The sequence below is a fragment of the Pseudomonas sp. NBRC 111131 genome (assembly GCF_001320525.1).
In the GTDB taxonomy this organism is placed as follows: Bacteria; Pseudomonadota; Gammaproteobacteria; order Pseudomonadales; family Pseudomonadaceae; genus Aquipseudomonas; species Aquipseudomonas ceruminis.
In genome coordinates this window covers 37,922-62,750 of record NZ_BCBH01000005.1, presented here as the reverse complement: position 1 = coordinate 62,750, position 24,829 = coordinate 37,922, and the positions used below count along the sequence as shown (strand labels likewise).

Sequence of the window (24,829 nt, the reverse complement as noted above, 5' to 3'; positions counted from 1 at the left end):
CTTGCGGTTTATAAGTCTTCCCGCAAGCCTAAACGTTGCTGGGGAATATTAAATTTCAGAAAAGGTTCAGGGCCGTACAAGTGGTCTTGGTGGGAGAGATAGACCTCCGTAAGGCCCGCTTAGATAGTCTAGCGACAATGCAGGATGGTAATAGCTATCGAATATTGCGTGCGCTCCCCATTTTTGAATAAAGTTGCGCTGTTCACGCTGCGCTCTTGCGCTCTTCTCTTTAGAGTCGTCCTTGCCCCGGCTTGCGGATTCTGCGTGGACGAGTTTTGCGTGCGCAGTCCACAAAATAGCCCGTTTTGCTTTCAAGATTTTTAAGCACAGATCCACGTCATTGAACGCGACTGGGAAAGCCCGCTCGTCCAGCCCGCCTACTGAGTCAAACACTGACTTGCGCAACAATAGGCATGCCGCTGTTACAGCGCTTTGTCGGCGAGTGATCTGGTTCATGCCCAGATATCCAGGGTCCCGCTGCTCCAGGTTATTGCCCGTGTGAGCAGCAAGGCCATTGACCCCAACGACTACGCCACCGTGCTGCACCATCCTGTTTGGCCACAACAACTTGGCGCCCACTGCGCCAACTCCAGGTCGCAGCACCTGCGCAACCATCTCCTTCAACCAGTCGGCCTCAATGATCTCGATATCGTTGTTCACCAGGCCAATCAGTTCGCCAGTGGCAACGCTCGCTGCACGGTTGTTGATCGTCGAGTAATTGAACGGGTAGGGATGAGATAGCACCGTGACACCGCGCGTGCTCAGCTCGGTGAGGTAGGCCAGCGTTTTTGGGTCGCTGGACTGGTTATCGACAACGATGATTTCCAGATTGGAGTAATCAGTGTCGTTCAGCAGCCCTTCGATGCAGGCATGCAGCAGCTTGTACTGGTCCCGCGTTGGCACGATAAGGCTCACGCGGGGTAGTTGCGCTGGCAATGGCCAGTGGGCTCTGAAAAGCGCCGGGTAGTCGGCAACTTGGCTCACCGTGGCGCCAGGGGCCAACCGTTGGCACAACCAGTCAAGTGCCTGTTGCCGCAGCGGGGACGGCTGGGCCTGCTCGGGGCTGGCGGGTGTGTGGACGGCGCGGTGGTACAGTACCCTGGGCAGGTGGGCAACGCGCGCTTGGGTGTTTTGCGTGGCCAATGCGATGCCGGCTGTGAGGTGGTGCCAGTTTACTGGCGTGTCGGTTGCACCCGCCGTGAGCAGCGCCAAGGCTTGCTTGATGATGCTGACGCTGTAGATCGCCCCAGGGGTAAAAATATCGGCCCCGATGAAAAGGTCGATGTCCCACACCGGTTTCAGCCATGGCAGGCTGCGTTCACCCTGCGGACCATCGCGGTCGCAGTCGGCGAATGCCCATGCGCAGCCATCGTCGAGCAAAGCACTTAGGTGCGCCAGGGCCAACGGCGCCAGGCGATCACCCGCCGTCAACGGCAAAATTCGATCGCAGCCGGCTTCAATCAACTGGTCCAGCGCTGGCAACAGGTGGGCAGGGGCACCGGTGGCCACTGCGTGAACGCCGGTATGGCAGGCACCCAGGCTGTTCAGACTCACCTGTTCAAGTGTCGTATCGCCATCGCTCAGCAGCATTAGGCCCAGTTTGCCTTGCAGTTGCGGTGCCGGCTGGGAATCCAGGCGTTGGAACGCCTCAAACCATTGTGGGTAGTGCTGCCAACCAGCGCTTTTCGGCAGCCGTAGGGTTTGTTCCTTGGCAACTTCAGTCAGCAGAGCTAGCGTTGTGCTGTCATGTGCCGGGTCGAGTTGCTGGAGCAGCCCTTCGATACCCTCCGGCCAGCAGCACAAGCGAATAGGGCTGCCTGCCAGTTGTTGGCCAAGGTCATTGACGATTTCCAGCTCATGCACCTTGCCATCGGCCAACTCCCAAGGCAGGTCGATGGCAAAACCGTGGTCGCTGGTCGCGCGATAGGCCAAGGCTTGATTGTGTTCATTACAGATGGCCTGACCAACCACTTGATCGCCTTTGCGGACCGTCACCTCCACATGCCGATTCGGTGCTTTCGGGTCCCAGCACCAACCTCCGACACGCAGGCCGCCAGAATGCCAAACCTGGGACGCGATCGACGCGCTGTCCTCGCTGGGTGCTGCCGGGAGCGATAGTTGCCCTTCCAAAACGAAGGACTGGTTGGCGATGTGAGCGGTAATCAACCGGGCCTCATCAAGCCAGCGCTGGCGTAGTTGCACGGCAAAGCCATGGTACTGATCACCCGCTGGTGCGTTGGGCTCGTATTGGTCGGCGCGCACCAGTGCGACACTTGCCCCGTCAATGAACACCTCGATCACCGGGCGGTGTTCCGGCTGCGTGTTGTCCATCGCCCAGCCGTGCAGCACATCGCCCTGAAGACCAAGAATGGCGCCGCTGAAGGCGGGTAGGGTGACGGGCTGTGTCGTCTGCGGTTGATCCAGGAGGTGTTCAGTCATCGGGCCAGGCTCGGGGTGAAAGGCAAAGAGGTAAGGGTGATGGCCCCTGTTTCGCTTCCCAGCAGGTTGGGGTGAGCGAACAGCGGCACGCCCAGTTGGGCGGCCAAACCAGGCGCTAGCCAATCGCTGCTGGGTTTGTCAGCCAGGCTCAGCACGGCATCGCAGCCAGCGGCTTGGGCACGTTCGGCCAGGCTGAAACCCTGTAGTTCAGGCAAAACATGAACGGTCCCAGTCGCTTGCAATTGCTTCAGCCAGGGGCTATCGCTTGGCGCAACCAAGTGAATGGGTAACTTGGCGCGGCTGATATGCCGGGCGACATCCAGCCAGCAGTGGGCAGTGGCGGTATCGCGCAGGCTGTCACCAATCACAAGCGTTTCGGGTAGAAGGGCAGTAGCGCTTCTGTTTGCCTGGGCTGCATCGGTCACCAGCTTGGCACCTGGCAGTGCATCGCAGTAACTAGGCTTTAGCGCCGCCCACGGCAGCTGAACGCTGGCGGCCTCGCGGGCAAAACGCTGCCAGTCGTAATCGCTCTGCTGTTCGAGCAAGCGATCGTCCTGGCACTGAATGCGGTACGGGATGTCCAGCATTGCCGGCAGATCACATAACCCCAGCGGGCACCGGGCCAGGTTCTGGAACACGATTGCCTGCAGCGGTAGCTGGCGCAGGCATTCGACCAGCCGAGTGAAATCGGCTGGCAGTTCGAATTCCAGATTCAACGGCAAAGGGCACAGTGGGGCAGTCAACTGCACCCATGTACGGTGGCTGCTCTGGTGATAACCCAGGCTGAAATCGGCACCGTCGAGGGAGCCATCATGGATGTAGAGTGTGTTGTCCACACCCGGCTGCCAACGTGCACTACGCTCGCTAGCGGGCTTGCGGGCCAACTGCTCTAGGCGCGCCTGCTGCAGGGCTTGCCGTGCGGGTTTGATGGGGTCACGCAGACAAAATGCTTTATAGCGGGCTGACGCGTCGGGGTAGCGTTGGCGCAGTGTGGCGTTGTTCGCCGCGACGCGCATCACCTTCTCGGCACCAAACGAAATGCCGCCCTGGTGTGCCACGAACACATTGGGTGCGCCCATGTGGCGCCAGCCGTGACTGCGGGCGCGCAGGCACCAGTCAGTTTCTTCACCATAGCCCCGGGCCAGGTGCACTTCGTCGAGGTAACCGACGTGGTCCAGTGCAGCCCGCTTGATGTACAGGCAAAAGCCGCAGCCCGTCTCGATTTCAACCGGTGGGCTGGCCACTTGTCGGGCCAGTTCGTCCAGTTCGGCCTGGGCCTTGGCGCTGGGCATGTCGTGGCAGATCTGGCTGCGAGGGAAGCTCATCAGCTCGCCGTTGTTGGTGAACGGCGTCACCGATGCAATGCGTTTGTCGCTGTAAGCGACTTCACGCAAGCGATCCAGCCAGGCACCGTGTACTCGGGTGTCCGCGTTCAGCCACACCACGTCCTTGTTCGGGCAAAGGGCCATAGCGCGGTTCATGGTGCGGATGAAGCCGAGGTTCACTGCATTGTGAACCAACGTGATCTTGCCCTTGGCGGCCAGCACCTTGAGGGCCTTGGCCAGCGCGGGGACGGGCGTCTTGTCTTCGATGACCACAAGGCGATGCGGGGTGCGGTTCAGTTTGCGCGCGTCCAACGCGCTATTGATGCACTCCAGGGTTTCCTCGAGGCCGTTATAGACCGGAATCAGTACATCCACTGGGTTGTTTTCACCGCCACCAACGCTGGCAGGCGGAACGAAGACCGGTATCGCGTAAATCGGGCTGCCAAGCAGGGGGATACCGTTGGTAAATTGCAGGTGCACGGCAGGTGTCGGGTTTGGCACGCTCACCCGCAAACCGCCATGGGTAGCGGGCAGGCCCGCTGCGCTGAGCAGCGGATGGGTGGCGCTGGCGGTGGCGTTGAGGCGAGCGCCATTGGCTTCGATCTGGAGCGTTGCGGGTGCTTGCAGGTTCTGCAAGTCGATTGCCCAGCCCTGGATTTCCTTCTGCTCGGGCAGATAGTGCACAACACCGACGGTGCTGGGGGCGTCGCTCTGTGCGGCCAGAAGCTTCAATACCAACCCCAGCTCCTTCCCCGTATGGATATCGGGCAGATGGGCCAGAATCATGCGCCGTAGTTCGGCTGGCGTCTCTGATCGGCTGCGGGCCTCCCACAGTGTCAGGCGCAGGGCAAGGTCGTTGGGTTGAGTTTTCCAAGCATTGGTCAGGTAACGCGTGGCCAGCTCACATTGATCTTGTGCCAGCAGGCTGCGTCCCACCAGCGCGTGAACATCCGCCCGGTCGGGCAATGCCTGGGCGGCATCGGCAAAAAATAAAAAAGCCAGCTCGGGCTTCTGCGGCAACGCCGCGATGCCTTTCCATACGAGGGCTTCGGCCCGGTACTCGGGAATCTGCAACGCACGTTCGAGTGCAGTTGCCGCCGCGTCGTGCTCGCTGGCCTGACGGTGGCGGTGGAAGATGTCCATGAGCGTTTCTCGCCCATGGTCGAGTTGTCTGGACATAAGCTTGGCTTGACTACAGATAATAAAAAGAGGGGCGACCCGAAAGTCGCCCCCTTTCACATACCCCCGGCCTTGCGGCCGGGCGTATGCTTCGCTACGACAGGGCTAGTTACACCTGGCCGTGCAGCACAACGACGTTGTCGATGTGTGCGATGGCTTCGTTGGAACCAACAATGCCCAGGGCCACGTCGGCGTGAGTGCCGCCGTTTTCCAGTACAGCTTCCCATGCAGCTTTGCCAGTTGCATCAGCATCACGGCCCAGCGCGGACTGGTACAGGGAGTCGATGAAGTCGCTGTTGGACTTCTGAGCAGCCTCAGCCGAGCCAACGATGCCAGCAGCCACTTCGGCACGGCTGGTGCCGTTGAACAGCTGGGATACCCAAGCGTCCAGGCCTTCTTGCTCAACTTCACGGCCCAGTACGTTCTCGTACAGTTCGCGGACGAAGTCGCCGTTCGACTGATCCAGCTGGATGGCTTCGTTGGACAGGGCGATACCAGCCGCCACATCGTTCAGAGTGCCACCGTTAGCCAGCACGGCTTGCCATGCAGTCGAGCCTTCGGCATCAGCAGCGCGGCCCAGGATAGCCTGGTACAGCTCGTTGATGTCTTGAGCCGAAGCAGCGCCAGCGAACTCAGCCGAGTTCAGGAACTGGTTGGCGATATCGGTCAGCGAGGTGCCTTCGTTCACCAGGTTGGTGAAGTCTTTGGCGCCGGAAGCATCAGCGTCGCGACCCAGGATGCCTTGGTACAGGCGCAGGGCAGCAGCTTCTGCGTCGCTGTGAGCCAGAGCTACGGTTTCGGTGGTGTCACCGTTGACGAAGGTCAGGAACTCAGCGTCGGTGATCGAGGCAGTTTGATTGCCAGTCAGGTTGACGGTGAAGTTGTTGCCGACGGTGAAGGTGTAGTCATCGCGCGAACCGTCCAGCTGGACGATATCGTAGCCTGCACCAGCCTTGACGATGTCAGCGTGGTTGCTGCCGCTCAGGATGATGGTGTCATCGCCCGAACCGGTGGTGATGTTGTTGTTGCCGTTGCCAGCGATAACAGTGTTGTTACCGTTGCCAGTCACGATGGTGTCGTTGCCGTCGCCAGCATCGATCAGGGTGTTCTGGTCACCTTTAACGGTGATCACGTCGTCGCCGTTACCGGTAGTCACTACCAGTTCGATGGCCGAAGTATCAACAGCGGCTGGGGCAATGGCAGCAGCGAAGGCTTGAACGTCGCCAGCGGCTGCTTGACCTTGCAGGTCAACAACCAGGTTGGCATCGCTCTGCAGCACGTAAGCGCTGATGCCAGCAGCTTCTGCGGCGGACAGGTCAACAACAACCTGGTCACCTTTGGCGCCTTCAACTACACCGTGAACGATGTCGGCGGTGCCGGAAGTTGGCAGCTGTACGGTGTTGCCGGTGATGCCGGCGATACCGACGGTCTCAACGGTGTTCAGGTTCAGCAGGCTGTTGATGGCTGCCAGGGTCACGTCGGAGAGGTTGGCGCTGTCTGCGCTCAGGTTAGCTTGCAGAGCGCTGCTCGATTGAGGGCTATCGTATTGCATGATGTCTTCCTGTTACTTCAGGCCGTTTGGCCTGCTGCAATAGTATTCTGCTGTGACGCAGAGTTTTCCCACGGAGACTTAAGGCGGGCAGCGTTCATCTTCGTTACGGGGGTTACGGCGAGGTGCAACGCCACCAGCGGCTCATTGCCGGTGGGGCCGTGCATCATCTGATTGGTCACCAGGCGCTGAGGTTCCGCATTTCCAAATGCGATCAGGCCGGTCAATTCGTAGTGTTTGCGCAGCGGGCCTACCAGGCTGAAGCCCACGCATATCAGGGGCAAGCCCTGACCACGGGCACCTACTGTGGTGCCTGTCGATACATTCCGGCTGGGGCCGGACCCTGCCACCATGCAGGTATAGAGCAGATCGACCCCGGCCGGTTTGTTCGGCAGGTCGATTGCAAAACATTCGATGAATTCGTTGCTGTTCGGCGCCCCCACATAACCGTCCTTGGAAACAACTTCGCCCGATTGCTGCAAATGTGCAGCAATGGTCACAGGAAGAGGATTGGCGTCGGCAGGAAGGGCTTGTGCAGGTTCGGTGGCAACTACGGCGAACGTGCGCATGATCGCCGGTGAGGTATCGATGCGGTCGATGCGCAGGTCAACCGGGTCAATCACATCGTCGAACATGTGGTATTCAGTGATCAACACCGTGGTTACGCCCGCTTTGACGCGCGCAACAATAGTATCGCCAAGCTTGGTCAGCATATTTTTGCTAACCCCCTCGGCCGGGAAGAAATCGATGGAGCCCTTACCCAGCGGTGCTTGCTGCAGGGCGATACAGACCGGTTTGTCTGCAGGAGGCTGCGAGGCGTACCTGAAAATGTACATGCCTGGTTCGAGCAGTGTCACTCGAGAGCTGATTTTCAAGCCATCAAGGGTGTGCGAAGGCATAGACATGGCGTTGTTAAGCTCCTTTTAAGCAGCAACACTGGTAGCTAACGTGCTCAGACCCGTGCATACACTAAACGGCCATTGAAGGCTCCCTGTGAGTGGCGAAGATGCCGTCCGGGGGAGGGGATGTCAACCAAGAAATCTAAAAAATATTTCATATCTTTAGTGGAACTTAGCTATAAGCGGGGTGATCGGTAGCGCAGTTTTGGCTATACCTGAGCGTTTCAGTTGGAGAGTTTGACGGTAAAAAAAGGTCTCGAGGATCAGGATATTATCCTAGCTGTGGGGCTATTTTCCGACTTTTGTGGTTTTTTTGGCGACGGCTTTTCACGTTGAGGGTTAGCATTGCCGTTTGTCGCGTGAGGGCGCCTGAGGTGTAGCCCAAAGGCAATAGCTGCGGCAGTTTTCAAAATTTCATCAAAAGGTGCACTTCGTCGCTGAACGAAGTGGTTAGGGGAACAATCTGACACGCTGCCCTCCTGGCTGGATGTTACACTGCCCGCCGCTTTCGTCATTCTCAGTATGGACACCATGAGTTATCAATCGGAAAACAATCTGCAAGCCGCCCTCAGAGCCTGCAAAAGCAGCTTCCTTTCGGTAGGCTTCTTCAGCTTCTTCGTCAACGCGCTGATGCTGGTGCCCACCTTCTTCATGATTCAGGTGTCCGGCCGCGTCGTCCCTTCCAGTAGTACTTCCACGCTCCTTATGCTTACCCTCATCATGACCGTCCTGGTTATCACCATGGGTGCGTTGGAGTGGGTACGCTCGCGCATCATGGTGCGTATCAGTAATCGCCTGGATGTGTTGCTGAGCCGTGATGTGTACAGGGCAAGCTTCAAGCGTGCACTTAACAGTGGTGGCTCGGATGCCACCGCGCAGTCGCTGAATGACCTCACCTCGCTGCGACAGTTTTTCACCGGCCCTGGGCTGTTCGCGTTCTTCGATGCGCCTTGGTTTCCCATCTACACCATCGTCATGTTCCTTTTCCATCCATGGTTCGGCTGGATGACGTTGGGCTGCGGCTTGGTGCTGACTGTACTGGCGGTAGTGAACCACAAGGTTACTGGCGGTGCGCTGGCGACTGCCAACAAGGAAAACGTAGCGTCCAATGTGGTCACCACCAAAACCTTGCGCAATGCCGAAGTTATCGAGTCCATGGGTATGCTGGACACGTTGATGGACCGTTGGGCCAAACGCCAGCGCAACATCATGCTGTTGCAGTCGGGTGCCAGTGACAAGGGCGGGGTTGTCAGTTCAACGTCCAAGACCTTCCGCATCTGGTCGCAGTCCATCATGTTGGCGATCGGCGCTTACCTTGTGGTTACCCATGAGATCAACCCAGGCCTGCTGATGGCGGGTTCGCTGTTGCTGGGGCGTGCTCTTTCACCGATCGACCAGATGATCGGTAGCTGGAAGGGTTTTGTTTCTGCGAAGGTTCAGTACGATCGCCTCAATAAAGTCATGGATGATTTGAATAACGAGCCTGAGCGCATGCCGCTGCCCGCGCCTGAAGGTCATATCCAAGTCGAGAACCTCATCGTTGCGCCTCCAGGTGCCAAGGCACCAGTGATACGCAGCATCAGCTTTGTAGCCCCGGCGGGTTCCATTGTGGGCATCGTTGGCCCCAGTGCCGCCGGCAAGTCCACGCTGGTACGCGCGCTGATGGGCATCTGGCCACCTCAGCATGGCGTGGTGCGTCTTGATGGTGCTGATATCGCCAGTTGGGACAAGCAAGCGCTTGGTCCCTATGTGGGCTACCTGCCTCAGGACATCGAGCTGTTCGAAGGCAGTATCAGCGAAAACATCGCCCGCTTTGACAAGGTCGACCCGGACAAGGTGGTGGCCGCAGCGCAAATGGCTGGCGTACACGAAATGATTCTGATGTTGCCAGACGGCTACGACACGGTAATCGGCAGTGATGGTGTCAACCTGTCGGGTGGCCAGCGTCAGCGCATTGGCCTGGCACGTGCCATCTACGGTAACCCGCGCCTGATCGTTCTCGATGAACCCAACTCCAACCTCGACGACGTCGGTGAGCGTGCGTTGGGTGTGGCCCTGCAGAAACTGAAAGAAACCGGCGCCACGGTGTTCATCGTTTCGCACCGCCCCAACATTCTTACGCGCCTTGACCGCATTATGGTAATGGCAGGCGGCACCATCTCGCTGTATGGGGAGCGTGACCGGGTCATCGCGGAACTGGCCGCACAACAGGCCAAAGCCCAGCAGCGTGTGGCTCAGCCAGCCGCGCCGCAGCCGCCCGCAGCACCCTCGGCTGCCCCCAACTCCGCCCCACCTGCGGCACCGGCTCCTGCGCCTGCCACCTCGACCAGCACCGGCGCTTGAAAGGATTTCTAAATGAGCAGTAAAGCGATTACCGCGTTCGACCACAATTTCGATGACATGCCCACCTCTGATCGGGGTATCCGCCGTATTGGTCTGACTATCGTGTTTGTCACCTTCGGTATTTTTGGCAGCTGGGCTGCATTCGCGCCGTTGAGCAATGCGGTGCATGGTTCTGGTGTGGTCACCGTGCAGAACTACCGCAAGACCGTGCAGCATCTTGAAGGGGGCATCGTTAAAGAACTCCTCGCCCGTGATGGTGACTTGGTCAAGAAGGGTGACCCTTTGATTGTGCTGGACGAGTCCCAGCTTAGCGCTGAATACGAGTCCACCCGTAACCAGTTGATCGTGGCTCGATATAAAGAGGCGCGGTTGCGGGCCGAGCGCGATGGGTTGGACGCTATCCCGCCAGTCACCATGGACGGCACGGATTCTGCCCGTGCCCAGGAAGCCATGGCGGGTGAGCAGCAGGTGTTCTTGGCTCGCCGTAATTCGCTGCAGGGTGAGATCTCGGTAAACCGCGAGCGCATTCAGCAGATGAAACAGCAAATAGCTGGGCTCAACGACATGATCCGTACCAAAAGCGGATTGGAGAAGTCCTATACCGGTGAGATCAAGCAGCTCAAAGAACTGTTGGCCGAAGGTTTCGTCGATAACCAGCGCATGCTTGAGCAGGAGCGCAAGCTGGACATGCTGAAGACCGAGGTCGCCGATCATCAGTCGGGCATCACTCAGACCAAATTACAGATTGGTGAAACCGAGCTGCAGATCGTGCAGCTGAAGAAGAAGTTTGACTCCGACGTCGCCAATGAGCTGTCGGAAGTGCAGGCTCAGGTTTTCGATCTTCAGGAAAAAGAGGCGGCGTTGCGTGATCGTTTGTCTCGTGTGGTGATTCGTGCGCCAGAAAGTGGAATGGTGCTTGATATGAAGGTGCACACCATTGGCGGCGTCATCAGTGCGGCTACGCCGATTCTGGATATCGTACCGGCGCAGTCCGAGCTGGTGGTGGAGGCTAAAGTTGCCACCCGCGATATCGACCGTCTGGAGTTGGGTAAAACTGCAGACATTCGTTTCACTGCTTTCAACCAAGCGACCACACCTGTTATCGAGGGCAAGCTTGTTCGTATCTCTGCAGACAGTTTGACCGAAGAGCGTACCGGGGATGCTTACTACTTAGTGCGCGTTCAGGTTACTGAAGACGGCATGCAGAAGCTTGGTAACCGCAAGCTGCACCCGGGTATGCCAGCCGATGTCCTCATCAATGCCGGTGACCGCACCATGCTGCAGTACCTGCTCAAACCCGCCCGCAACATGTTCGCCGAATCGCTGATCGAGGAATGATTGTGCTGCGTTTGCTACCTGGAATGCTGATGTGCATGGCCGCCTGGCAAGCGGTGGCCGCCGAAGGAATGGGCCCGGCGGGCGAGCAACTGAAGGCTGTTTCGGCTTCGACCTATGCGTTGGACCTGGCGGGCCTGTATCGTGAGGCCCGGCTGGAGGATCCTCGGGTGCTTGCTGCCTACGCGCGCGCGCGTACTGCGACTGCCCAACAACGTGAGGCCCTCGGCGGCTTGCTGCCGCAGGTGTCGGCGAATGCCAACACCAGCCGCGTCCTGCGCAAAAACGAAATCAGTCGCGACATCTACAACAACGAAAGTTATTCGTTGAGCCTGACCCAGTACCTGTATAACAAGCCGGCTTGGGAGCGCTACCAGAAGTCCAAGAGCGTCAACGAGCAGAAGGGTCAGCAAGCCGAAGACACATTGGCCGAAGCGACCGTAGACCTTGCCAAACGCTACTTCGTGGCCCTTGCGGCCGACGATGAGCTGGCCTTGGTACAAGCCGAACGCCGTGCCACCCAGAAAAACCTGGACCGCGTCAGCAGCCTGTTCGACCGGCAGATGGCCAAGATCACCGACAAGCTGGACATGCAAGCGCGTGTGGATTTCCTGGCCGCCCAGGAAGTGGAGGCGCGCAACCAGGTGCTGGTGAGCCGTGAGGCCTTGGCCGAAATCGTGGGACGGCCTATCACCGAACCGCTCAGCCGTGTGCGGAACGATGTGGCATTGCAAGCGCCGACGCGCCCCCTGCAACAGTGGATTACCCAAGCGGTAGAAGCCAACCCTTCGCTCAGAGCCTCCAAGAGCGGTGCCGAAGCAGCCATGGCAGCGGTACGTGAAGGCAAAGGCGAACACTATCCCCAACTGTCGCTGAGCCTGAGCGCCCAGCAGAGCGACCAAGGCTACGACAACACTCAGGCGCCACGCAGCGATAGCTACGTGGCCACGCTGGGCGTGAAAATCCCGATCTACAGTGGCGGTTCGACGTCTGCCCGTGTGCGCGGTCTCTACGATGATCAACTGGCAGCTGAAGAGCAGCTTGAAGGCGTGCGCCGTCAGGTGGTGAAGGAAACCACCACCGCCTTCCTCACCGCTCAGGCTGCAGTAGAGAAAATCCGCGCTAACCGTAATGCGCTGTCTTCTGCGCAACAGTCCAGCATCGCTGCGCAAAAGGCCTTCAGCTTCGGCGTTGTAAACGCGGTGGATGTACTGACCAGTGTGCAGAACGAGTTCAAGGCGCGTCGAGACTTGCTTAAAACCCAGTATGACTTCATCACCAACCTGTTCCTGCTGAACCGTTGGGCGGGGGAGTTGAATCAGGAAAGCGTCGACAACGTCAACATGTGGCTCAGCCCAGTGCCGGAAACCAGCCTGCCAGGGGGGGATGTAGCGCGTCTGGATGCCGGGGCTGCTGGGCAGCCCATCGCCGGCAAGTCGCCTGCGGGTCACACCGCGCTGAACTAGAGTGTCGGGCGCCGCTCAAGCGTGAGGGCCAGCATGGCTGTGGAGGTAGTGCTGGTCTCTTAGAGGCATCTGTAGAAAGGCCACGCACGGAGGAAACGCTCCCCGCTGGCCTACGTCAGTCTTTTCTGAGTCGAGCACACTGCCCAACAGATGTATACTCCGACATCGAACCTTCACGTGCGCGGCAGGAATCGCTCGCGCCGGGTCTAATAATCACACATGCCCGTACGGCACTATCGGAGTTGGTTAAGTCGCATGAAAGCAATCGTCACTGGGATCACTGGTCAAGACGGCGCCTACCTGGCAGAACTGCTGCTGGAAAAGGGCTATACAGTCTATGGCACCTACCGCCGTACCAGCTCGGTCAATTTCTGGCGCATTGAGGAATTGGGGATCCACACTAACCCCAACCTGCACCTGGTCGAATACGACCTCACCGACCTGTCGGCCAGCATCCGCCTGCTGCAAACCACCGAAGCCACCGAGGTCTACAACCTCGCTGCGCAAAGCTTCGTGGGTGTTTCGTTCGAGCAGCCGCTGACTACCGCTGAAATCACCGGCCTGGGCGCCGTGAACCTGCTCGAAGCGATCCGCATCGTCAACCCGAAGGTACGCTTCTACCAGGCGTCCACCTCGGAAATGTTCGGTAAGGTCCAGGAAATCCCGCAGGTCGAAACCACCCCGTTCTACCCGCGCAGCCCCTACGGCGTGGCCAAGCTGTACGCCCACTGGATGACCATCAACTACCGTGAGTCGTACAACATCTTTGCCACCAGCGGCATCCTGTTCAACCACGAGTCGCCGCTGCGCGGCCGTGAGTTCGTGACCCGCAAGATCACCGACTCGGTTGCCAAGATCAAACTCGGCCTGCTCGACAAACTCGAACTGGGCAACCTCGACGCCAAGCGCGACTGGGGCTTTGCCAAGGAATACGTCGAAGGCATGTGGCGCATGCTGCAGGCTGACGAGCCGGACACCTTCGTGCTGGCCACCAACCGTACCGAAACCGTACGCGACTTCGTCACCATGGCCTTTAAGGCCGCGGGCATCGAAATCAAGTGGAGCGGCAAGGACGAGGCAGAGCAGGGCACCTGCGCCGCCACTGGCAAGGTGCTGGTCGTCATCAACCCGAAATTCTACCGCCCAGCCGAAGTCGAACTGCTGATCGGCAACCCGGCCAAGGCCAAGCAAGTGCTGGGCTGGGAGCCCAAGACCAGTCTTGAAGAGCTGTGCCGCATGATGGTCGAAGCCGACCTGCGTCGTAACGAAAAAGGGTTCTCGTTCTGATGCAAAAGGCCAACAAACGCGCGCTTATCACAGGGGTTCAGGGCTTCACCGGCCGCTACATGGCGGACGAGTTGCGAGCCAGTGGCTATGAGGTAATCGGCACGGGCAGCCAAGCGCTGGATGCCCCGGATTACCACCAGGTCGATCTTACTGACGGCCTGGGCTTGCGCGCATTGTTGGCCGAAGTGCAGCCAGATGTCATCGTGCATCTGGCTGCCATTGCATTTGTCGGGCATGGCGCTGCCGATGCGTTTTACCAGGTCAACCTGCTGGGCACGCGCAACCTGCTCGAAGCCATCGCTGCTTGTGGCAAGGCACCTGAATGTGTGTTGCTTGCCAGCAGTGCCAATGTATATGGCAACGTTTCCGAGGGGATGCTCGACGAGCAGACGCCGCCCGCGCCAGCCAATGATTACGCGGTCAGCAAGCTGGCCATGGAATACATGGCGCGTTTGTGGTGCGATCGCCTGCCGATCGTCATCGCGCGTCCCTTCAATTACACCGGTGTTGGGCAGGCAGAAAACTTCCTGCTGCCCAAGATCGTCTCGCACTTTCACCGCAAGGCCGACACTATCGAACTGGGCAACCTCGACGTATGGCGCGATTTCAGCGACGTGCGTGCAGTGGTCCAGGCCTACCGCGGGCTGATCGAAGCGCGCCCGCTGGGGCAGACGGTGAACGTCAGCTCCGGGCACACCCATTCGCTGCGCGAAGTCATCGCCAAATGCACGGCCATTACCGGGCACTCGATCGAAGTGCAGGTGAACCCCGCGTTCGTGCGGGCCAACGAGGTCAAGACCCTCTGCGGCGACAATGCCCGGCTGCGAGGGCTGGTACCGGGGTGGCAAACCCCTTCGCTGGATGAAACCCTGGGATGGATGCTTGCGGGTAAATGAAGCTCATTCTATCCGTCGAGCCGGTCCGTTTCCCACTGACCGGCATTGGCCGCTACACCTACGAGCTGGCCTCGCGGCTGCAGCGCAGTAGCGAAGTCACCGACCTGCGGCTGTTTGCCGGCCGACGCTTTCTACCAGGCCTGCCCACACCCTCGGAGCAGTCCGATGCCGTGCATGGGCTCAAGCGCCTTGTGCAGAAAAACGCATTGGCTGTGGAAGCCTATCGGCGGCTGATGCCGTATTTGCGCAAGCGGGCGCTGCAAGGGTATGACGAGTACATCTACCACAGCCCCAACTACTACCTGCCGCCGTTCGCTGGCCGCAGCGTGGCCACCTTCCATGACCTGTCGCCGTTTACGTGGGCGCATTGCCACGCGCCGCAGGTTGCCCGTTACCTGCAGAAAGAGCTCAGGCTCACGCTTGAGCGTGCCGATGCGCTGATCACCGACTCGCGCTATACCCGGCAGGAGCTGGCCGATTATTTCGCCTGGCCCATCGAGCGTATTCATGCCATCCCGCTGGCCAGCTCCCCGGAGTTCTACCCACGCAGCCCTGAGGCGCTGCGCGAAACCCTCGCGCGCCATGGCCTGCAACCGGGTGGCTACAGCCTGTTCGTCGGCACCATTGAGCCGCGCAAGAACCTGGAAACCTTGCTGGACGCCTACGGCAGGCTGCCGCTGGCGTTGCGTCAGCGTTGGCCGTTGATCCTCACCGGCTACCATGGTTGGCGCAGCGACGCGATTCATGCACGTATCGCCCAGGCGCAGCAGCAAGGCTGGGCGCGCTACCTGGGCTTTGCGCCCAGCCAAGACCTGCCGCTGCTGTTTGCCGGCGCACGCCTGTTCACCTTCCCATCGCACTACGAAGGCTTTGGTCTGCCAGTGCTTGAAGCCATGAGTTCGGGCGTGCCGGTGGTGTGCTCCAACAGTTCGTCGCTGCCTGAAGTGGCCGGCGAGGCCGCATTGATGTGTGCGCCCGATGACGTGGATGCCCTCACTGCGTTGCTGCAACAGGGGCTGGAAGATGAAAGCTGGCGTGCGGCAGCCGTGGCGCAGGGCTTGCGCCATGCCAGCGGGTTCTCGTGGGAGCGCTGCACCCAGGCCACCCTCGAGGTGTACCAGAAGGTCAAGGAGGGCCGATGATCAAGGTGCTGCACTTTTTCAAGACCTACTACCCGGACTCCATGGGCGGTATCGAGCAGGTCATTTTCCAGATCGCCGAAGGTGGCCGGGCACAAGGTATCGATTCGCAGGTGTTGTACCTCAGCAACCGCGGGGCTGCACGCGGGGAACCGGTGGGCAACCACCTGACCCACCGCGCCAAGCTCGACCTGCACCTGGCGTCTACCGGTTTCTCGCTGTCGGCGCTCAAGGACTTTGCCGAGCTGGCCAGGCAGGCAGACATCGTGCATTACCATTTCCCCTGGCCCTACATGGACCTGGTGCATTTCATCACGCGGCTGAACAAGCCCACCGTGGTGAGCTACCACTCGGATATCGTCAAGCAGAAGTGGCTGCTCAAGCTCTACCAGCCGCTGATGAACCGCTTCTTCTCCAGCGTCGACAGGGTGGTTGCCTCGTCGCCCAACTACGCGGCCCACAGCCCGGTGCTCACGCGCTTCAAGGACAAGGTTGCGATCATCCCCTATGGCCTGGACCGGGCAACGTACCCCAAGGCGTCCGTCGAAAAGCTGGCGTATTGGCGGGCACGGCTGGGCGAGCGGTTTTTCCTGTTCGTTGGCGCGTTGCGCTACTACAAGGGCCTGGACTACCTGCTGCAAGCCGCGAAAATAAACGGCTTGCCGGTAGTGATAATGGGCGGCGGCTTCCTGGAGGCCGAACTCAAGCAGCAAGCTGCCGCGCTGGGCCTGAGCCATGTGCATTTTCTTGGCGGGTTGCCTGACGACGACAAGGCCGCGCTGCTGGAACTGTGCTACGGCTTCGTGTTCCCGTCGCACCTGCGCTCCGAGTCGTTCGGCATCTCGTTGCTGGAGGCGGCGATGTACGGCAAGCCGCTGATCTCCTGCGAGATGGGCTCGGGTACCACCTTCATCAACCTGGCCGACCAGACCGGCCTGGTGGTGCCGCCCCGCGATGCCGGCGCGCTGGCGCAGGCCATGCAGCGTCTGTGGGCTGACCCGGCCATGGCACAGGCCATGGGCGCCAAGGCGCAGCAGCGTTATGAAGAGGTGTTCACGGCGCCTGCCATGGTCAGCGCCTATGCCGAGCTTTACCGCAGCCTGTTGAAGGGCAGGTAACCTTGTTTGATTGTGCGGGGGCCGGTGGGAGCGGGTTTGCCCGCCAGTCGATGCTTGTAATGCCCACGGGCTGGATGATCACTCATGGATAGACGCACCATTCTTGTCACCGGTGCCAGCGGTTTCGTTGGCAGTGCTGTATGCCGCAAGCTTGGCACACTGGGCGACTATGCCGCCCGTGCGGCGTTGCGCACGGGCGGCACCGGCCCGGCCGAGATCGCGGGCGTAGCCGTGGGCGAAATGACTGCGTCAACCGATTGGGCGCCGGCCCTCGCCAGTGTCGATGCAGTGGTGCATGCCGCAGCGCGCGTGCATGTGATGCAGGAAACCGCCGCCGACAGCCTGGCCGAGTTTCGCCGTGTCAATGTCGAAGGTACCCTGAGCCTGGCCCGTCAGGCGGCAGCAGCCGGCGTGCGGCGCTTTATCTTCATCAGTTCGATCAAGGTCAACGGTGAACTCAGCCAGCCGGGCCAGCCCGTGTGTGCAGACGACCTGCCGGCACCCCAGGATGCCTATGGCATCTCCAAGCACGAAGCAGAGCAGGGTTTGCACCAGTTGGCCGCGGCCACTGGCATGCAAGTGGTGGTGATCCGCCCGGTACTGGTTTATGGGCCAGGCGTCAAAGCCAACTTCCAGAGCATGATGCGCTGGGTACACCGCGGCGTGCCGCTGCCGTTCGGGGCCGTGGATAACCGCCGCAGCCTGGTGGGCATAGACAACCTGGTCGACCTGATCGTGACTTGCATCGACCATCCCCAGGCTGCCAACCAAACGTTCCTGGCAAGCGACGGCGACGATGTCTCGTTGAGCCGGCTGCTGCGTACCTTGGGCCGTGCACTAGGTCGCCCGGCACGTTTGCTGCCCGTCCCGCCTGGCTTGCTGCGCGTGACGGCAGGGCTGCTGGGTCGTGGCGACCTTGCCCAGCGCCTGCTGGGTTCATTGCAGGTGGACATCGCCAAGAACCGCGAGGTGCTGGGCTGGACCCCGCCCTGCTCAGTTGAGCAAGGACTGAACATGACCGCTCGATCTTTCCTGGATACCCATCATTCATGAGCTGGCTGATTCTGGCCGCAGGCCTCGCCTCCCTGGCAATGACCGCAGCGCTGCGCCGTTACGCCTTGTCCCGCAGCCTGCTGGACATACCCAACGCCCGCAGTTCGCACACCTTGCCAACACCACGCGGTGGCGGCGTGGCGTTTGTCGTGTCATTCCTGATCGCCATGCTGGTGCTGGGCTGGAGCGGGGTAGTGCCAACGGCGCTGCTGGTCGGTGTTTTGGGGGCCGCAGGCCTGGTTGCGCTGATCGGCTTCATGGACGACCACGGCCACATCGCCGCCCGTTGGCGCTTGCTCGGGCATTTCCTGGCAGCAGGGTGGGGGTTGTACTGGCTTGGGGGTATGCCCCCGCTCACGCTGTTCGGGCTGCAGCTGGACTTGGCCTGGCTAGGCGCGATGCTCGGGGCGTTGTACCTGGTGTGGTTGCTCAATCTCTACAATTTCATGGACGGCATCGATGGGCTGGCCAGCATTGAGGCCATTTGTGCCTGTTTGGGTGGCTGCCTGCTGTACTGGCTTACAGGCAATACCCAGGCACTCTGGCTACCGCTGCTGCTGGCGGCGACGGTGGCGGGGTTCCTGTTCTGGAACTTCCCCCCGGCCCGGATTTTCATGGGCGATGCGGGCAGTGGTTTCCTGGGGATCGTGCTGGGTTTGCTGGCGTTGCAGGCAGGCTGGATAAACCCGCTACTCTTCTGGGGGTGGTTAATACTTTTGGGTGTATTCGTGGTCGATGCCACGTTCACCCTGGTTCGGCGTCTGTTACGTGGCGAAAAGGTCTATGAGGCCCATCGCAGTCACGCCTACCAGCATGCGTCGCGCCAGTACGGCAGCCATTTGCCTGTAAGCCTGGCCGTGGCAGCCATCAACCTTGGCTGGTTGCTGCCCATTGCCGTTGCGGTGGTGGTACTGCAACTCGATGGTGCAGTGGGAACCTTGGTGGCCTATGGGCCTCTTACACTGCTGGCGATCAAATATCGTGCAGGTAAACGTGAGTAACATGGCCGGACGGATTGGGCTTCGCACAAAGGTGTTGAATGTGCGGTTTGGCTGGCAGGCCAACGGCCCTATGATCAGGGCGATTTGCAAAACAGGAGAACCGGATGAGTGAAGCGAGCAAAGACAGGGTCCGCCAGTACCTGGTGAACCTGTCTCGACGGCAGAAGCGCCTGATACAGGTGTGCACTGACGTCCTGCTGATCTGGTTCGCCTTGTGGTTGTCGTTCATCGTGCGCTTGGGTATCGATGAGATGTACAACCCTATCGTCGAACACACGTGGCTGTTCCTGGCAGCCCCAGCAGTTGCAATCCCGTTGTTCATCCGTTTTGGCATGTACCGGGCGGTGATGCGCTACTTCGGCAATGATGCGCTGATCGCCATTATCAAGGCTGTCACCTTGTCCTCGCTGATTCTTGCGGTGGTGGTGTATTGGTACAGCAACCACAAAGTCATCGTGCCGCGCTCGATCATCTTCAACTATTGGTGGCTGAGCCTGGTGATCATCGGTGGCCTGCGCCTGATCATGCGCCAGTATTTTTTGGGGGACTGGTTTACCGGTGCCCACCAGATTCCTTTCGCCAACCGCGATGATGGCCAGGTCAGGGTCGCTATCTATGGCGCCGGCACAGCCGGCAATCAACTGTTGGCAGCGTTGCGCATGGGGCGGGCGATGCGGCCTGTTGCATTCATCGACGATGATGGCGACCTTGCCAACCGGGTTATCTCCGGCCTGCAGGTGTACAAGCCCAAGCACCTTGAACAGATGATCAAGGAAACCGGGGCGCAGGAAATCCTGCTGGCACTGCCATCGGCCTCACGGGCCCGCCGCAAGGAGATCCTCGCGTTCCTCGAGCCGTACCCTTTGCATGTGCGCAGTGTGCCGGCATTTGCCGACCTGGCCAGCGGGCGGGTGAAAGTCGACGACATTCAGGACGTCGACATTGCCGATTTACTGGGGCGCGACCCGGTGCCCGCGCAGGAAGAGTTGCTGGAACGCTGCATCAAGAATCAAACCGTGCTGGTGACCGGTGCGGGGGGCTCGATCGGCGCCGAGTTGTGCCGTCAGATCATCGGGTCGGGGCCAACGACCTTGCTGCTGTTCGATCACAGCGAGTTCAACCTGTACAGCATCCTCAGTGAACTGGAACAGCGCGCGGCGCGGGAATCGCTGTCGGTGCGCCTGCTGCCGATACTGGGCTCGGTGCGTAATCAGCATCATCTGGCCGATGTGATGAGCACCTGGCAGGTGGACACGGTCTACCATGCCGCCGCCTACAAACATGTGCCGATGGTCGAACACAACGTGGCGGAGGGCATTCTGAACAACGTGTTTGGCACCCTCTGCACCGCGCAGGCGGCCCTGCAATCGGGCGTGGCCAACTTCGTGCTCATCTCCACCGACAAGGCCGTGCGCCCGACCAATGTGATGGGCAGCTCCAAACGGCTTTCCGAGCTGATTCTGCAAGCGCTGAGCCGCGAAGCGGCGCCGGTGATGTACGGTGACAGTGGCAAGATTTCACGCGTGAACAAAACCCGCTTCACCATGGTGCGGTTCGGCAATGTGCTGGGCTCCTCGGGCTCGGTGATTCCGTTGTTCCACCAGCAAATCAAAGCCGGTGGCCCACTGACGGTTACCCACCCCAAGATCACGCGTTACTTCATGACCATCCCCGAGGCGGCGCAGTTGGTCGTTCAGGCCGGTGCCATGGGGCAGGGCGGTGATGTGTTCGTGCTGGATATGGGCGAACCGGTAAAGATCGTGGAACTGGCGGAAAAAATGATTCACCTGTCCGGTTTCAGTGTGCGTAACGCGAGTAACCCCCATGGCGACATCGCTATCGAATTCAGCGGGCTGCGCCCCGGTGAGAAGCTCTATGAAGAACTGCTGATTGGCGATGATGTTTCCCCTACCGCGCACCCGATGATCATGGCCGCCAACGAAGACTACGTCGCCTGGGACCTGTTGAGGGAGCGCCTGGGCACGTTGTTCAAGGCGGTGGCGGAGGATGACTTCACCCGGGTGCGGCAACTGCTGCGCGAGCTGGTCAGCGGCTATGCGCCGGAAGGGGAGATCGTCGATTGGGTTTACCAGCAGCAGCGCCAGGATCGGTAAGCGCAGAAGGCACCTTCATGCTTTGCGGCGCTCTCCTACAGGGCGTTTCATTTGGCGCTGTCGGCTGTTCGATTTGGTAACTAATCGGTTGTTCATCGCACTTTCTCAACCTCCCTCAAGTCGCTAGTTTTACGGGGCAGCTAAGGAAACGCTGCCTCGTAATCAGACTCGAAGGAGTGTCCGAAATGCGTAATACCGTTCTGTCCTACCTGTTTCTGCCGTTGTTCGCCGGCCTGTCTTTTTCCCTCAGTGCGGCACCGGCCGACAGCGCCGCCATGGCACAACCGGTACCCCAGGTGTCGCAAATCGCGGCCCCTGCTGCCCAGCTGAACCTCAACGATGCTGACGCACCGACGTTACAGAAGGCGCTCAACGGCATCGGCAAGGCAAAAGCCGAGGCCATCATCGCTTACCGGGATGCCAACGGCCCGTTCGCTTCGGTAGATGAACTGCTGGAGATCAAGGGCATCGGCAATGCGCTGCTGGAGCGCAATCGCGACAAGTTGAGGGTGGAGTAGAACGTCTAACGGCACTGTACCAACGCGGCCCCTTCGCCTCAGGGGCCGCCCTTGCCAGCGAAGGGAAACTAGCGGTCCTGCCCGTCCTGGGCATCCGCTTGCGCATTGCGCTCATGCACCTTCTTAAGCTGCTCTTCGGTCAAGGGCAGCTTCTTTGCCGTATCCCGCAACATCATCAGCCCGCCGACAATCGAGCCGAGGGCTATGATGAGTATCAGCCAGGCATACCAAGGCATGTGTTTATCTCCTGTCATCGTCTACCGCATCGCCTATATCAACTATGAGCGATTGCCGTATTCGTTGGTTCAATTATAGGAGCCATACGCTACCTGGCCAAATCTCGTGACCTGCGGCCCCCAAAGGCACCCCTACTTCGTTTACAATGCGCGCCGTTTTCGACTTGCCAAAGAGACCTCGACATGTCCGCCTGCCAGACGCCCCTGATCGTCGCCCTGGATTTCCCTACCCGTGACGCCGCCCTGAAACTGGCCGACCAGCTTGACCCCGCGCTGTGCCGGGTAAAAGTTGGCAAGGAGCTGTTCACCAGCAGCGCTGCCGGCATTGTCGAAACCCTGTGCGCGAAGGGCTTCGAGGTGTTCCTCGACCTCAAGTTCCACGACATTCCCAACACCACCGCCATGGCGGTCAAGGCAGCGGCCGAGATGGGCGTGTGGATGGTCAACGTGCATTGCTCCGGGGGCCTGCGCATGATGTCGGCCTGCCGCGAAGAACTGGCCAAGCGTAGCGGCCCGCAACCTCTGCTGATCGGTGTGACCGTGCTGACCAGCATGGAGCGCGAGGACCTGGCAGGCATTGGCCTGGATATCGAGCCGCAGGAGCAGGTGCTGCGCCTGGCCGCGTTGGCCGAAAAGGCGGGCATGGACGGCTTGGTTTGCTCGGCACTCGAAGCCCCGGCACTGAAGGCAGCGCACCCGTCGCTGCAACTGGTTACCCCAGGTATTCGCCCGGCGGGCAGTGCCCAGGACGACCAACGCCGCATCCTGACGCCACGTCAGGCATTGGATGCCGGCTCCGATTACTTGGTGATCGGCCGCCCGATCAGCCAGGCGCCAGACCCGGCGCAAGCACTGGCGGCGGTGGTGGCCGAAATTCGCGGCTGATCCATACCCAAAGGGGCTGCAGTGCAGCCCCTTTTCATTTCAGGCAATCACCAGCGGCGGGAACGACTTCACCAGGTCATCCAGCGCCTTGATCTGCGTCAGGAAGGGCTCCAGCTTGTCCAGCGGCAGGGCGCTTGGGCCATCGCACTTGGCTTGGTCCGGGTTCGGGTGGGCTTCCAAGAACAGGCCCGCCAGGCCAACGCCCATGCCGGCGCGGGCCAGGTCCACGACCTGTTCGCGACGGCCACCGGAAGCGGCGCCGGATGGATCGCGGTTCTGCAGGGCGTGGGTCACGTCGAAGATGATCGGCAGGTTGTCGCACGTGCGTTTCATTACGCCGAAGCCAAGCATGTCGACCACCAGGTTGTCATAGCCCATGCAGGTGCCGCGGTCGCACAGGATGAGCTGGTCGTTACCGGCTTCCTTGAACTTCTGCACGATGTTCTGCATTTGCGAAGGGCTCAGGAACTGAGGCTTCTTGATGTTGACAGGCTTGCCGGTCTTGGCCAAAGCGATGACCAGGTCCGTCTGGCGGGCCAGGAACGCAGGCAGTTGCAGCACGTCGACCACCTCGGCCACTGGCGCGGCCTGGTGGATTTCGTGAACGTCAGTGATGATCGGCACGCCGAACGCTGCTTTCACGTTTTCGAAGATGCGCAGGCCTTCTTCCAGGCCTGGGCCACGGTAGGAGTGGATCGAGGAGCGGTTGGCTTTGTCGAAGCTGGCTTTGAAGACGTAGGGGATGCCCAGTTTCTGAGTGACGCGCACGTACGCTTCACAGGCCCTCAGGGCAAGGTCTTCGGACTCGAGGACGTTGATGCCGCCGAACAGCACGAAGGGCGCGGTGTTGGAGCACTCGATGGTTGGGGTGATCTTGATCATGGTCTACTCTGCAAATCCCATAAGGTGCGAGGCTGAATCTTACTAGATTCAGCCTCTGCGGTTTGTATTTCCTGACAGGGACTGATTCAACCCATTCTCAAACCTTCAACACCAACTTGCCGAAGTTCTCCCCGCTGAACAGCTTGAGCAACGTCTCCGGGAAGGTTTCCAGCCCCTCCACCACATCCTCCTTGCTCTTGACCTTGCCACTGGCCAGCCATCCGGCGATTTCCTGCACCGCCTTGCCATACTCCTTGGTGTGGTCCGTCACCACGAAGCCTTCCATCCGCGCGCGGTTCACCAACAGTGCCAGGTAGTTGGCCGGCCCTTTGACCGCTTCCTTGTTGTTGTACTGGCTGATCGCCCCGCAGATCACGATGCGGGCCTTGAAGTTGATGCGGGTCAGCACGGCGTCGAGGATCTCGCCGCCCACGTTATCGAAGTAGACATCGACACCCTTGGGGCATTCGCGTTTGAGGCCGTCGAGCACCGCTTCGGCCTTGTAGTCAATCACGCCATCGAAGCCCAGTTCGTCCTTGAGGTATTGGCACTTCTGCGCTCCGCCGGCGATGCCGACCACATGGCAGCCTTTGATTTTGGCGATCTGGCCGACGATGCTGCCCACCGCTCCGGCAGCGCCGGAGATGACCACGGTGTCACCGGCCTTGGGCTGGCCGACGTCGAGCAAGGCGAAGTAGGCGGTCATGCCGGTCATGCCGAGGGCTGAAAGGTAGCGGGGCAGGGGGGCCAGGTCAGGGTCGATCTTGTACAGGCCCTGGGGTTCGCCGGTGAAATAGTCTTGCACGCCCAGCACGCCGCTGACGTGGTCGCCGGGTTTGTAGCCTGGGTGGTTGGACGCCACCACTTCACCCACGCCCAGGGCGCGCATCACCTCGCCGAGGGCGACCGGCGGGATGTACGACTTGCCTTCATTCATCCAGCCACGCATGGCCGGGTCCAGCGACAGGTACAGGTTGCGTACTTGCACCTGGCCGTCACCCGGGGCTTGGGCGGGTACCGTCTCGAAGGTGAAATCATCGCGGCGCACGGCGCCGACCGGGCGTTTGGCGAGCAGGAAGCGGCGATTGGTCTGGGTCATGGCAGGGTCCTTGTGGGCAGGAAAGAGTAAGGGCAATTTAACGTGGTGATGCCAGTAGGTCTGCAA

The 24,829-nt window shown here is 60.2% G+C and carries 19 protein-coding genes; 12 read left to right on the top strand and 7 right to left on the bottom strand.

Annotation, left to right across the window (positions count from 1 at the left end):
* Positions 1-66: 66 nt before the first annotated feature.
* The 4 genes from APH34_RS06925 to APH34_RS06910 form a co-directional block, all read right to left on the bottom strand.
* Positions 67-2,439: a glycosyltransferase gene (locus APH34_RS06925; protein ID WP_054900445.1), complete on the bottom strand. Its 2,373-nt coding sequence runs from the start codon at positions 2,437-2,439 to the stop codon at positions 67-69.
* Positions 2,436-4,907 carry a glycosyltransferase family 2 protein gene (locus APH34_RS06920; RefSeq protein ID WP_054900444.1) on the bottom strand — a complete coding sequence of 824 codons (2,472 nt, stop codon included), beginning with the start codon at positions 4,905-4,907 and terminating at the stop codon, positions 2,436-2,438. The genes APH34_RS06925 and APH34_RS06920 overlap by 4 nt, the downstream gene beginning before the upstream one ends.
* A gap of 145 nt (positions 4,908-5,052) precedes the next feature.
* Complete coding sequence (locus tag APH34_RS06915; RefSeq protein ID WP_054900443.1) at positions 5,053-6,495, bottom strand: DUF4214 domain-containing protein; 1,443 nt, start codon at positions 6,493-6,495, stop codon at positions 5,053-5,055.
* Between the two features lie 17 nt (positions 6,496-6,512).
* Positions 6,513-7,391 (bottom strand): hypothetical protein, encoded by an 879-nt coding sequence (locus APH34_RS06910; protein ID WP_054900442.1) that lies wholly within the window; start codon positions 7,389-7,391, stop codon positions 6,513-6,515.
* A 531-nt stretch (positions 7,392-7,922) separates the two neighbouring features.
* Between APH34_RS06910 and APH34_RS06905 the strand changes: the two genes are divergently transcribed.
* The 11 genes from APH34_RS06905 to APH34_RS06855 all read left to right on the top strand — a co-directional run bounded on the left by APH34_RS06905 (position 7,923) and on the right by APH34_RS06855 (position 21,661).
* Positions 7,923-9,734: a type I secretion system permease/ATPase gene (locus APH34_RS06905; protein WP_054900600.1), complete on the top strand. Its 1,812-nt coding sequence runs from the start codon at positions 7,923-7,925 to the stop codon at positions 9,732-9,734.
* Positions 9,735-9,746: 12 nt separating this feature from the next.
* Positions 9,747-11,072 carry an HlyD family type I secretion periplasmic adaptor subunit gene (locus APH34_RS06900; RefSeq protein WP_054900441.1) on the top strand — a complete coding sequence of 442 codons (1,326 nt, stop codon included), beginning with the start codon at positions 9,747-9,749 and terminating at the stop codon, positions 11,070-11,072.
* Positions 11,069-12,535, top strand: a complete 1,467-nt coding sequence (locus tag APH34_RS06895) for a TolC family outer membrane protein (RefSeq protein ID WP_054900440.1) — start codon at positions 11,069-11,071, stop codon at positions 12,533-12,535. The genes APH34_RS06900 and APH34_RS06895 overlap by 4 nt, the downstream gene beginning before the upstream one ends.
* A 255-nt stretch (positions 12,536-12,790) precedes the next feature.
* A complete protein-coding gene (gmd, locus tag APH34_RS06890; RefSeq protein WP_054900439.1) occupies positions 12,791-13,822 on the top strand; it encodes a GDP-mannose 4,6-dehydratase in 1,032 nt (343 codons plus the stop codon).
* The gene (locus tag APH34_RS06885) at positions 13,822-14,718 is read left to right on the top strand and encodes a GDP-mannose 4,6-dehydratase (RefSeq protein ID WP_054900438.1); all 897 of its coding nucleotides are present in this window, start codon (positions 13,822-13,824) and stop codon (positions 14,716-14,718) included. The genes gmd and APH34_RS06885 overlap by 1 nt, the downstream gene beginning before the upstream one ends.
* Positions 14,715-15,860 carry a glycosyltransferase family 1 protein gene (locus APH34_RS06880; protein ID WP_054900437.1) on the top strand — a complete coding sequence of 382 codons (1,146 nt, stop codon included), beginning with the start codon at positions 14,715-14,717 and terminating at the stop codon, positions 15,858-15,860. The genes APH34_RS06885 and APH34_RS06880 overlap by 4 nt, the downstream gene beginning before the upstream one ends.
* Positions 15,857-16,975, top strand: coding sequence for a glycosyltransferase family 4 protein (locus APH34_RS06875; RefSeq protein ID WP_082422735.1), 1,119 nt, complete (start codon positions 15,857-15,859; stop codon positions 16,973-16,975). Before APH34_RS06880 ends, APH34_RS06875 begins: the two co-directional genes overlap by 4 nt.
* An 84-nt stretch (positions 16,976-17,059) precedes the next feature.
* Positions 17,060-18,028, top strand: a complete 969-nt coding sequence (locus APH34_RS06870) for an SDR family oxidoreductase (protein WP_054900436.1) — start codon at positions 17,060-17,062, stop codon at positions 18,026-18,028.
* Positions 18,025-19,029, top strand: coding sequence for a glycosyltransferase family 4 protein (locus APH34_RS06865; protein WP_054900435.1), 1,005 nt, complete (start codon positions 18,025-18,027; stop codon positions 19,027-19,029). Before APH34_RS06870 ends, APH34_RS06865 begins: the two co-directional genes overlap by 4 nt.
* 104 nt (positions 19,030-19,133) lie before the next feature.
* Complete coding sequence (locus APH34_RS06860) at positions 19,134-21,143, top strand: nucleoside-diphosphate sugar epimerase/dehydratase (protein WP_054900434.1); 2,010 nt, start codon at positions 19,134-19,136, stop codon at positions 21,141-21,143.
* Positions 21,144-21,328: 185 nt separating this feature from the next.
* The gene (locus APH34_RS06855; RefSeq protein WP_054900433.1) at positions 21,329-21,661 is read left to right on the top strand and encodes a ComEA family DNA-binding protein; all 333 of its coding nucleotides are present in this window, start codon (positions 21,329-21,331) and stop codon (positions 21,659-21,661) included.
* 68 nt (positions 21,662-21,729) lie between these two features.
* Here APH34_RS06855 and APH34_RS28555 read toward each other — a convergent pair whose 3' ends face one another.
* Positions 21,730-21,897 carry a DUF2897 family protein gene (locus APH34_RS28555; RefSeq protein WP_082422733.1) on the bottom strand — a complete coding sequence of 56 codons (168 nt, stop codon included), beginning with the start codon at positions 21,895-21,897 and terminating at the stop codon, positions 21,730-21,732.
* Between the two features lie 183 nt (positions 21,898-22,080).
* Between APH34_RS28555 and pyrF the strand changes: the two genes are divergently transcribed.
* Positions 22,081-22,782, top strand: coding sequence for an orotidine-5'-phosphate decarboxylase (gene pyrF / locus APH34_RS06850; RefSeq protein ID WP_054900432.1), 702 nt, complete (start codon positions 22,081-22,083; stop codon positions 22,780-22,782).
* Positions 22,783-22,821: 39 nt separating this feature from the next.
* Here the strand turns inward: pyrF and kdsA are convergent, their stop codons facing one another.
* Positions 22,822-23,664 (bottom strand): 3-deoxy-8-phosphooctulonate synthase, encoded by an 843-nt coding sequence (kdsA, locus tag APH34_RS06845; RefSeq protein WP_054900431.1) that lies wholly within the window; start codon positions 23,662-23,664, stop codon positions 22,822-22,824.
* Between the two features lie 97 nt (positions 23,665-23,761).
* Positions 23,762-24,763 (bottom strand): NADP-dependent oxidoreductase, encoded by a 1,002-nt coding sequence (locus tag APH34_RS06840; RefSeq protein WP_054900430.1) that lies wholly within the window; start codon positions 24,761-24,763, stop codon positions 23,762-23,764.
* Between the last annotated feature and the right edge of the window lie 66 nt (positions 24,764-24,829).

Bases quoted from the DNA above. Each gene is read 5' to 3' on its own strand.
- APH34_RS06925 (WP_054900445.1), bottom strand. From the start codon at position 2,439: ATGACTGAACACCTCCTGGATCAACCGCAGACGACACAGCCCGTCACC.
- APH34_RS06920 (WP_054900444.1), bottom strand. From the start codon at position 4,907: ATGGACATCTTCCACCGCCACCGTCAGGCCAGCGAGCACGACGCGGCG.
- APH34_RS06915 (WP_054900443.1), bottom strand. From the start codon at position 6,495: ATGCAATACGATAGCCCTCAATCGAGCAGCGCTCTGCAAGCTAACCTG.
- APH34_RS06910 (WP_054900442.1), bottom strand. From the start codon at position 7,391: ATGCCTTCGCACACCCTTGATGGCTTGAAAATCAGCTCTCGAGTGACA.
- APH34_RS06905 (WP_054900600.1), top strand. From the start codon at position 7,923: ATGAGTTATCAATCGGAAAACAATCTGCAAGCCGCCCTCAGAGCCTGC.
- APH34_RS06900 (WP_054900441.1), top strand. From the start codon at position 9,747: ATGAGCAGTAAAGCGATTACCGCGTTCGACCACAATTTCGATGACATG.
- APH34_RS06895 (WP_054900440.1), top strand. From the start codon at position 11,069: ATGATTGTGCTGCGTTTGCTACCTGGAATGCTGATGTGCATGGCCGCC.
- gmd (WP_054900439.1), top strand. From the start codon at position 12,791: ATGAAAGCAATCGTCACTGGGATCACTGGTCAAGACGGCGCCTACCTG.
- APH34_RS06885 (WP_054900438.1), top strand. From the start codon at position 13,822: ATGCAAAAGGCCAACAAACGCGCGCTTATCACAGGGGTTCAGGGCTTC.
- APH34_RS06880 (WP_054900437.1), top strand. From the start codon at position 14,715: ATGAAGCTCATTCTATCCGTCGAGCCGGTCCGTTTCCCACTGACCGGC.
- APH34_RS06875 (WP_082422735.1), top strand. From the start codon at position 15,857: ATGATCAAGGTGCTGCACTTTTTCAAGACCTACTACCCGGACTCCATG.
- APH34_RS06870 (WP_054900436.1), top strand. From the start codon at position 17,060: ATGGATAGACGCACCATTCTTGTCACCGGTGCCAGCGGTTTCGTTGGC.
- APH34_RS06865 (WP_054900435.1), top strand. From the start codon at position 18,025: ATGAGCTGGCTGATTCTGGCCGCAGGCCTCGCCTCCCTGGCAATGACC.
- APH34_RS06860 (WP_054900434.1), top strand. From the start codon at position 19,134: ATGAGTGAAGCGAGCAAAGACAGGGTCCGCCAGTACCTGGTGAACCTG.
- APH34_RS06855 (WP_054900433.1), top strand. From the start codon at position 21,329: ATGCGTAATACCGTTCTGTCCTACCTGTTTCTGCCGTTGTTCGCCGGC.
- APH34_RS28555 (WP_082422733.1), bottom strand. From the start codon at position 21,897: ATGCCTTGGTATGCCTGGCTGATACTCATCATAGCCCTCGGCTCGATT.
- pyrF (WP_054900432.1), top strand. From the start codon at position 22,081: ATGTCCGCCTGCCAGACGCCCCTGATCGTCGCCCTGGATTTCCCTACC.
- kdsA (WP_054900431.1), bottom strand. From the start codon at position 23,664: ATGATCAAGATCACCCCAACCATCGAGTGCTCCAACACCGCGCCCTTC.
- APH34_RS06840 (WP_054900430.1), bottom strand. From the start codon at position 24,763: ATGACCCAGACCAATCGCCGCTTCCTGCTCGCCAAACGCCCGGTCGGC.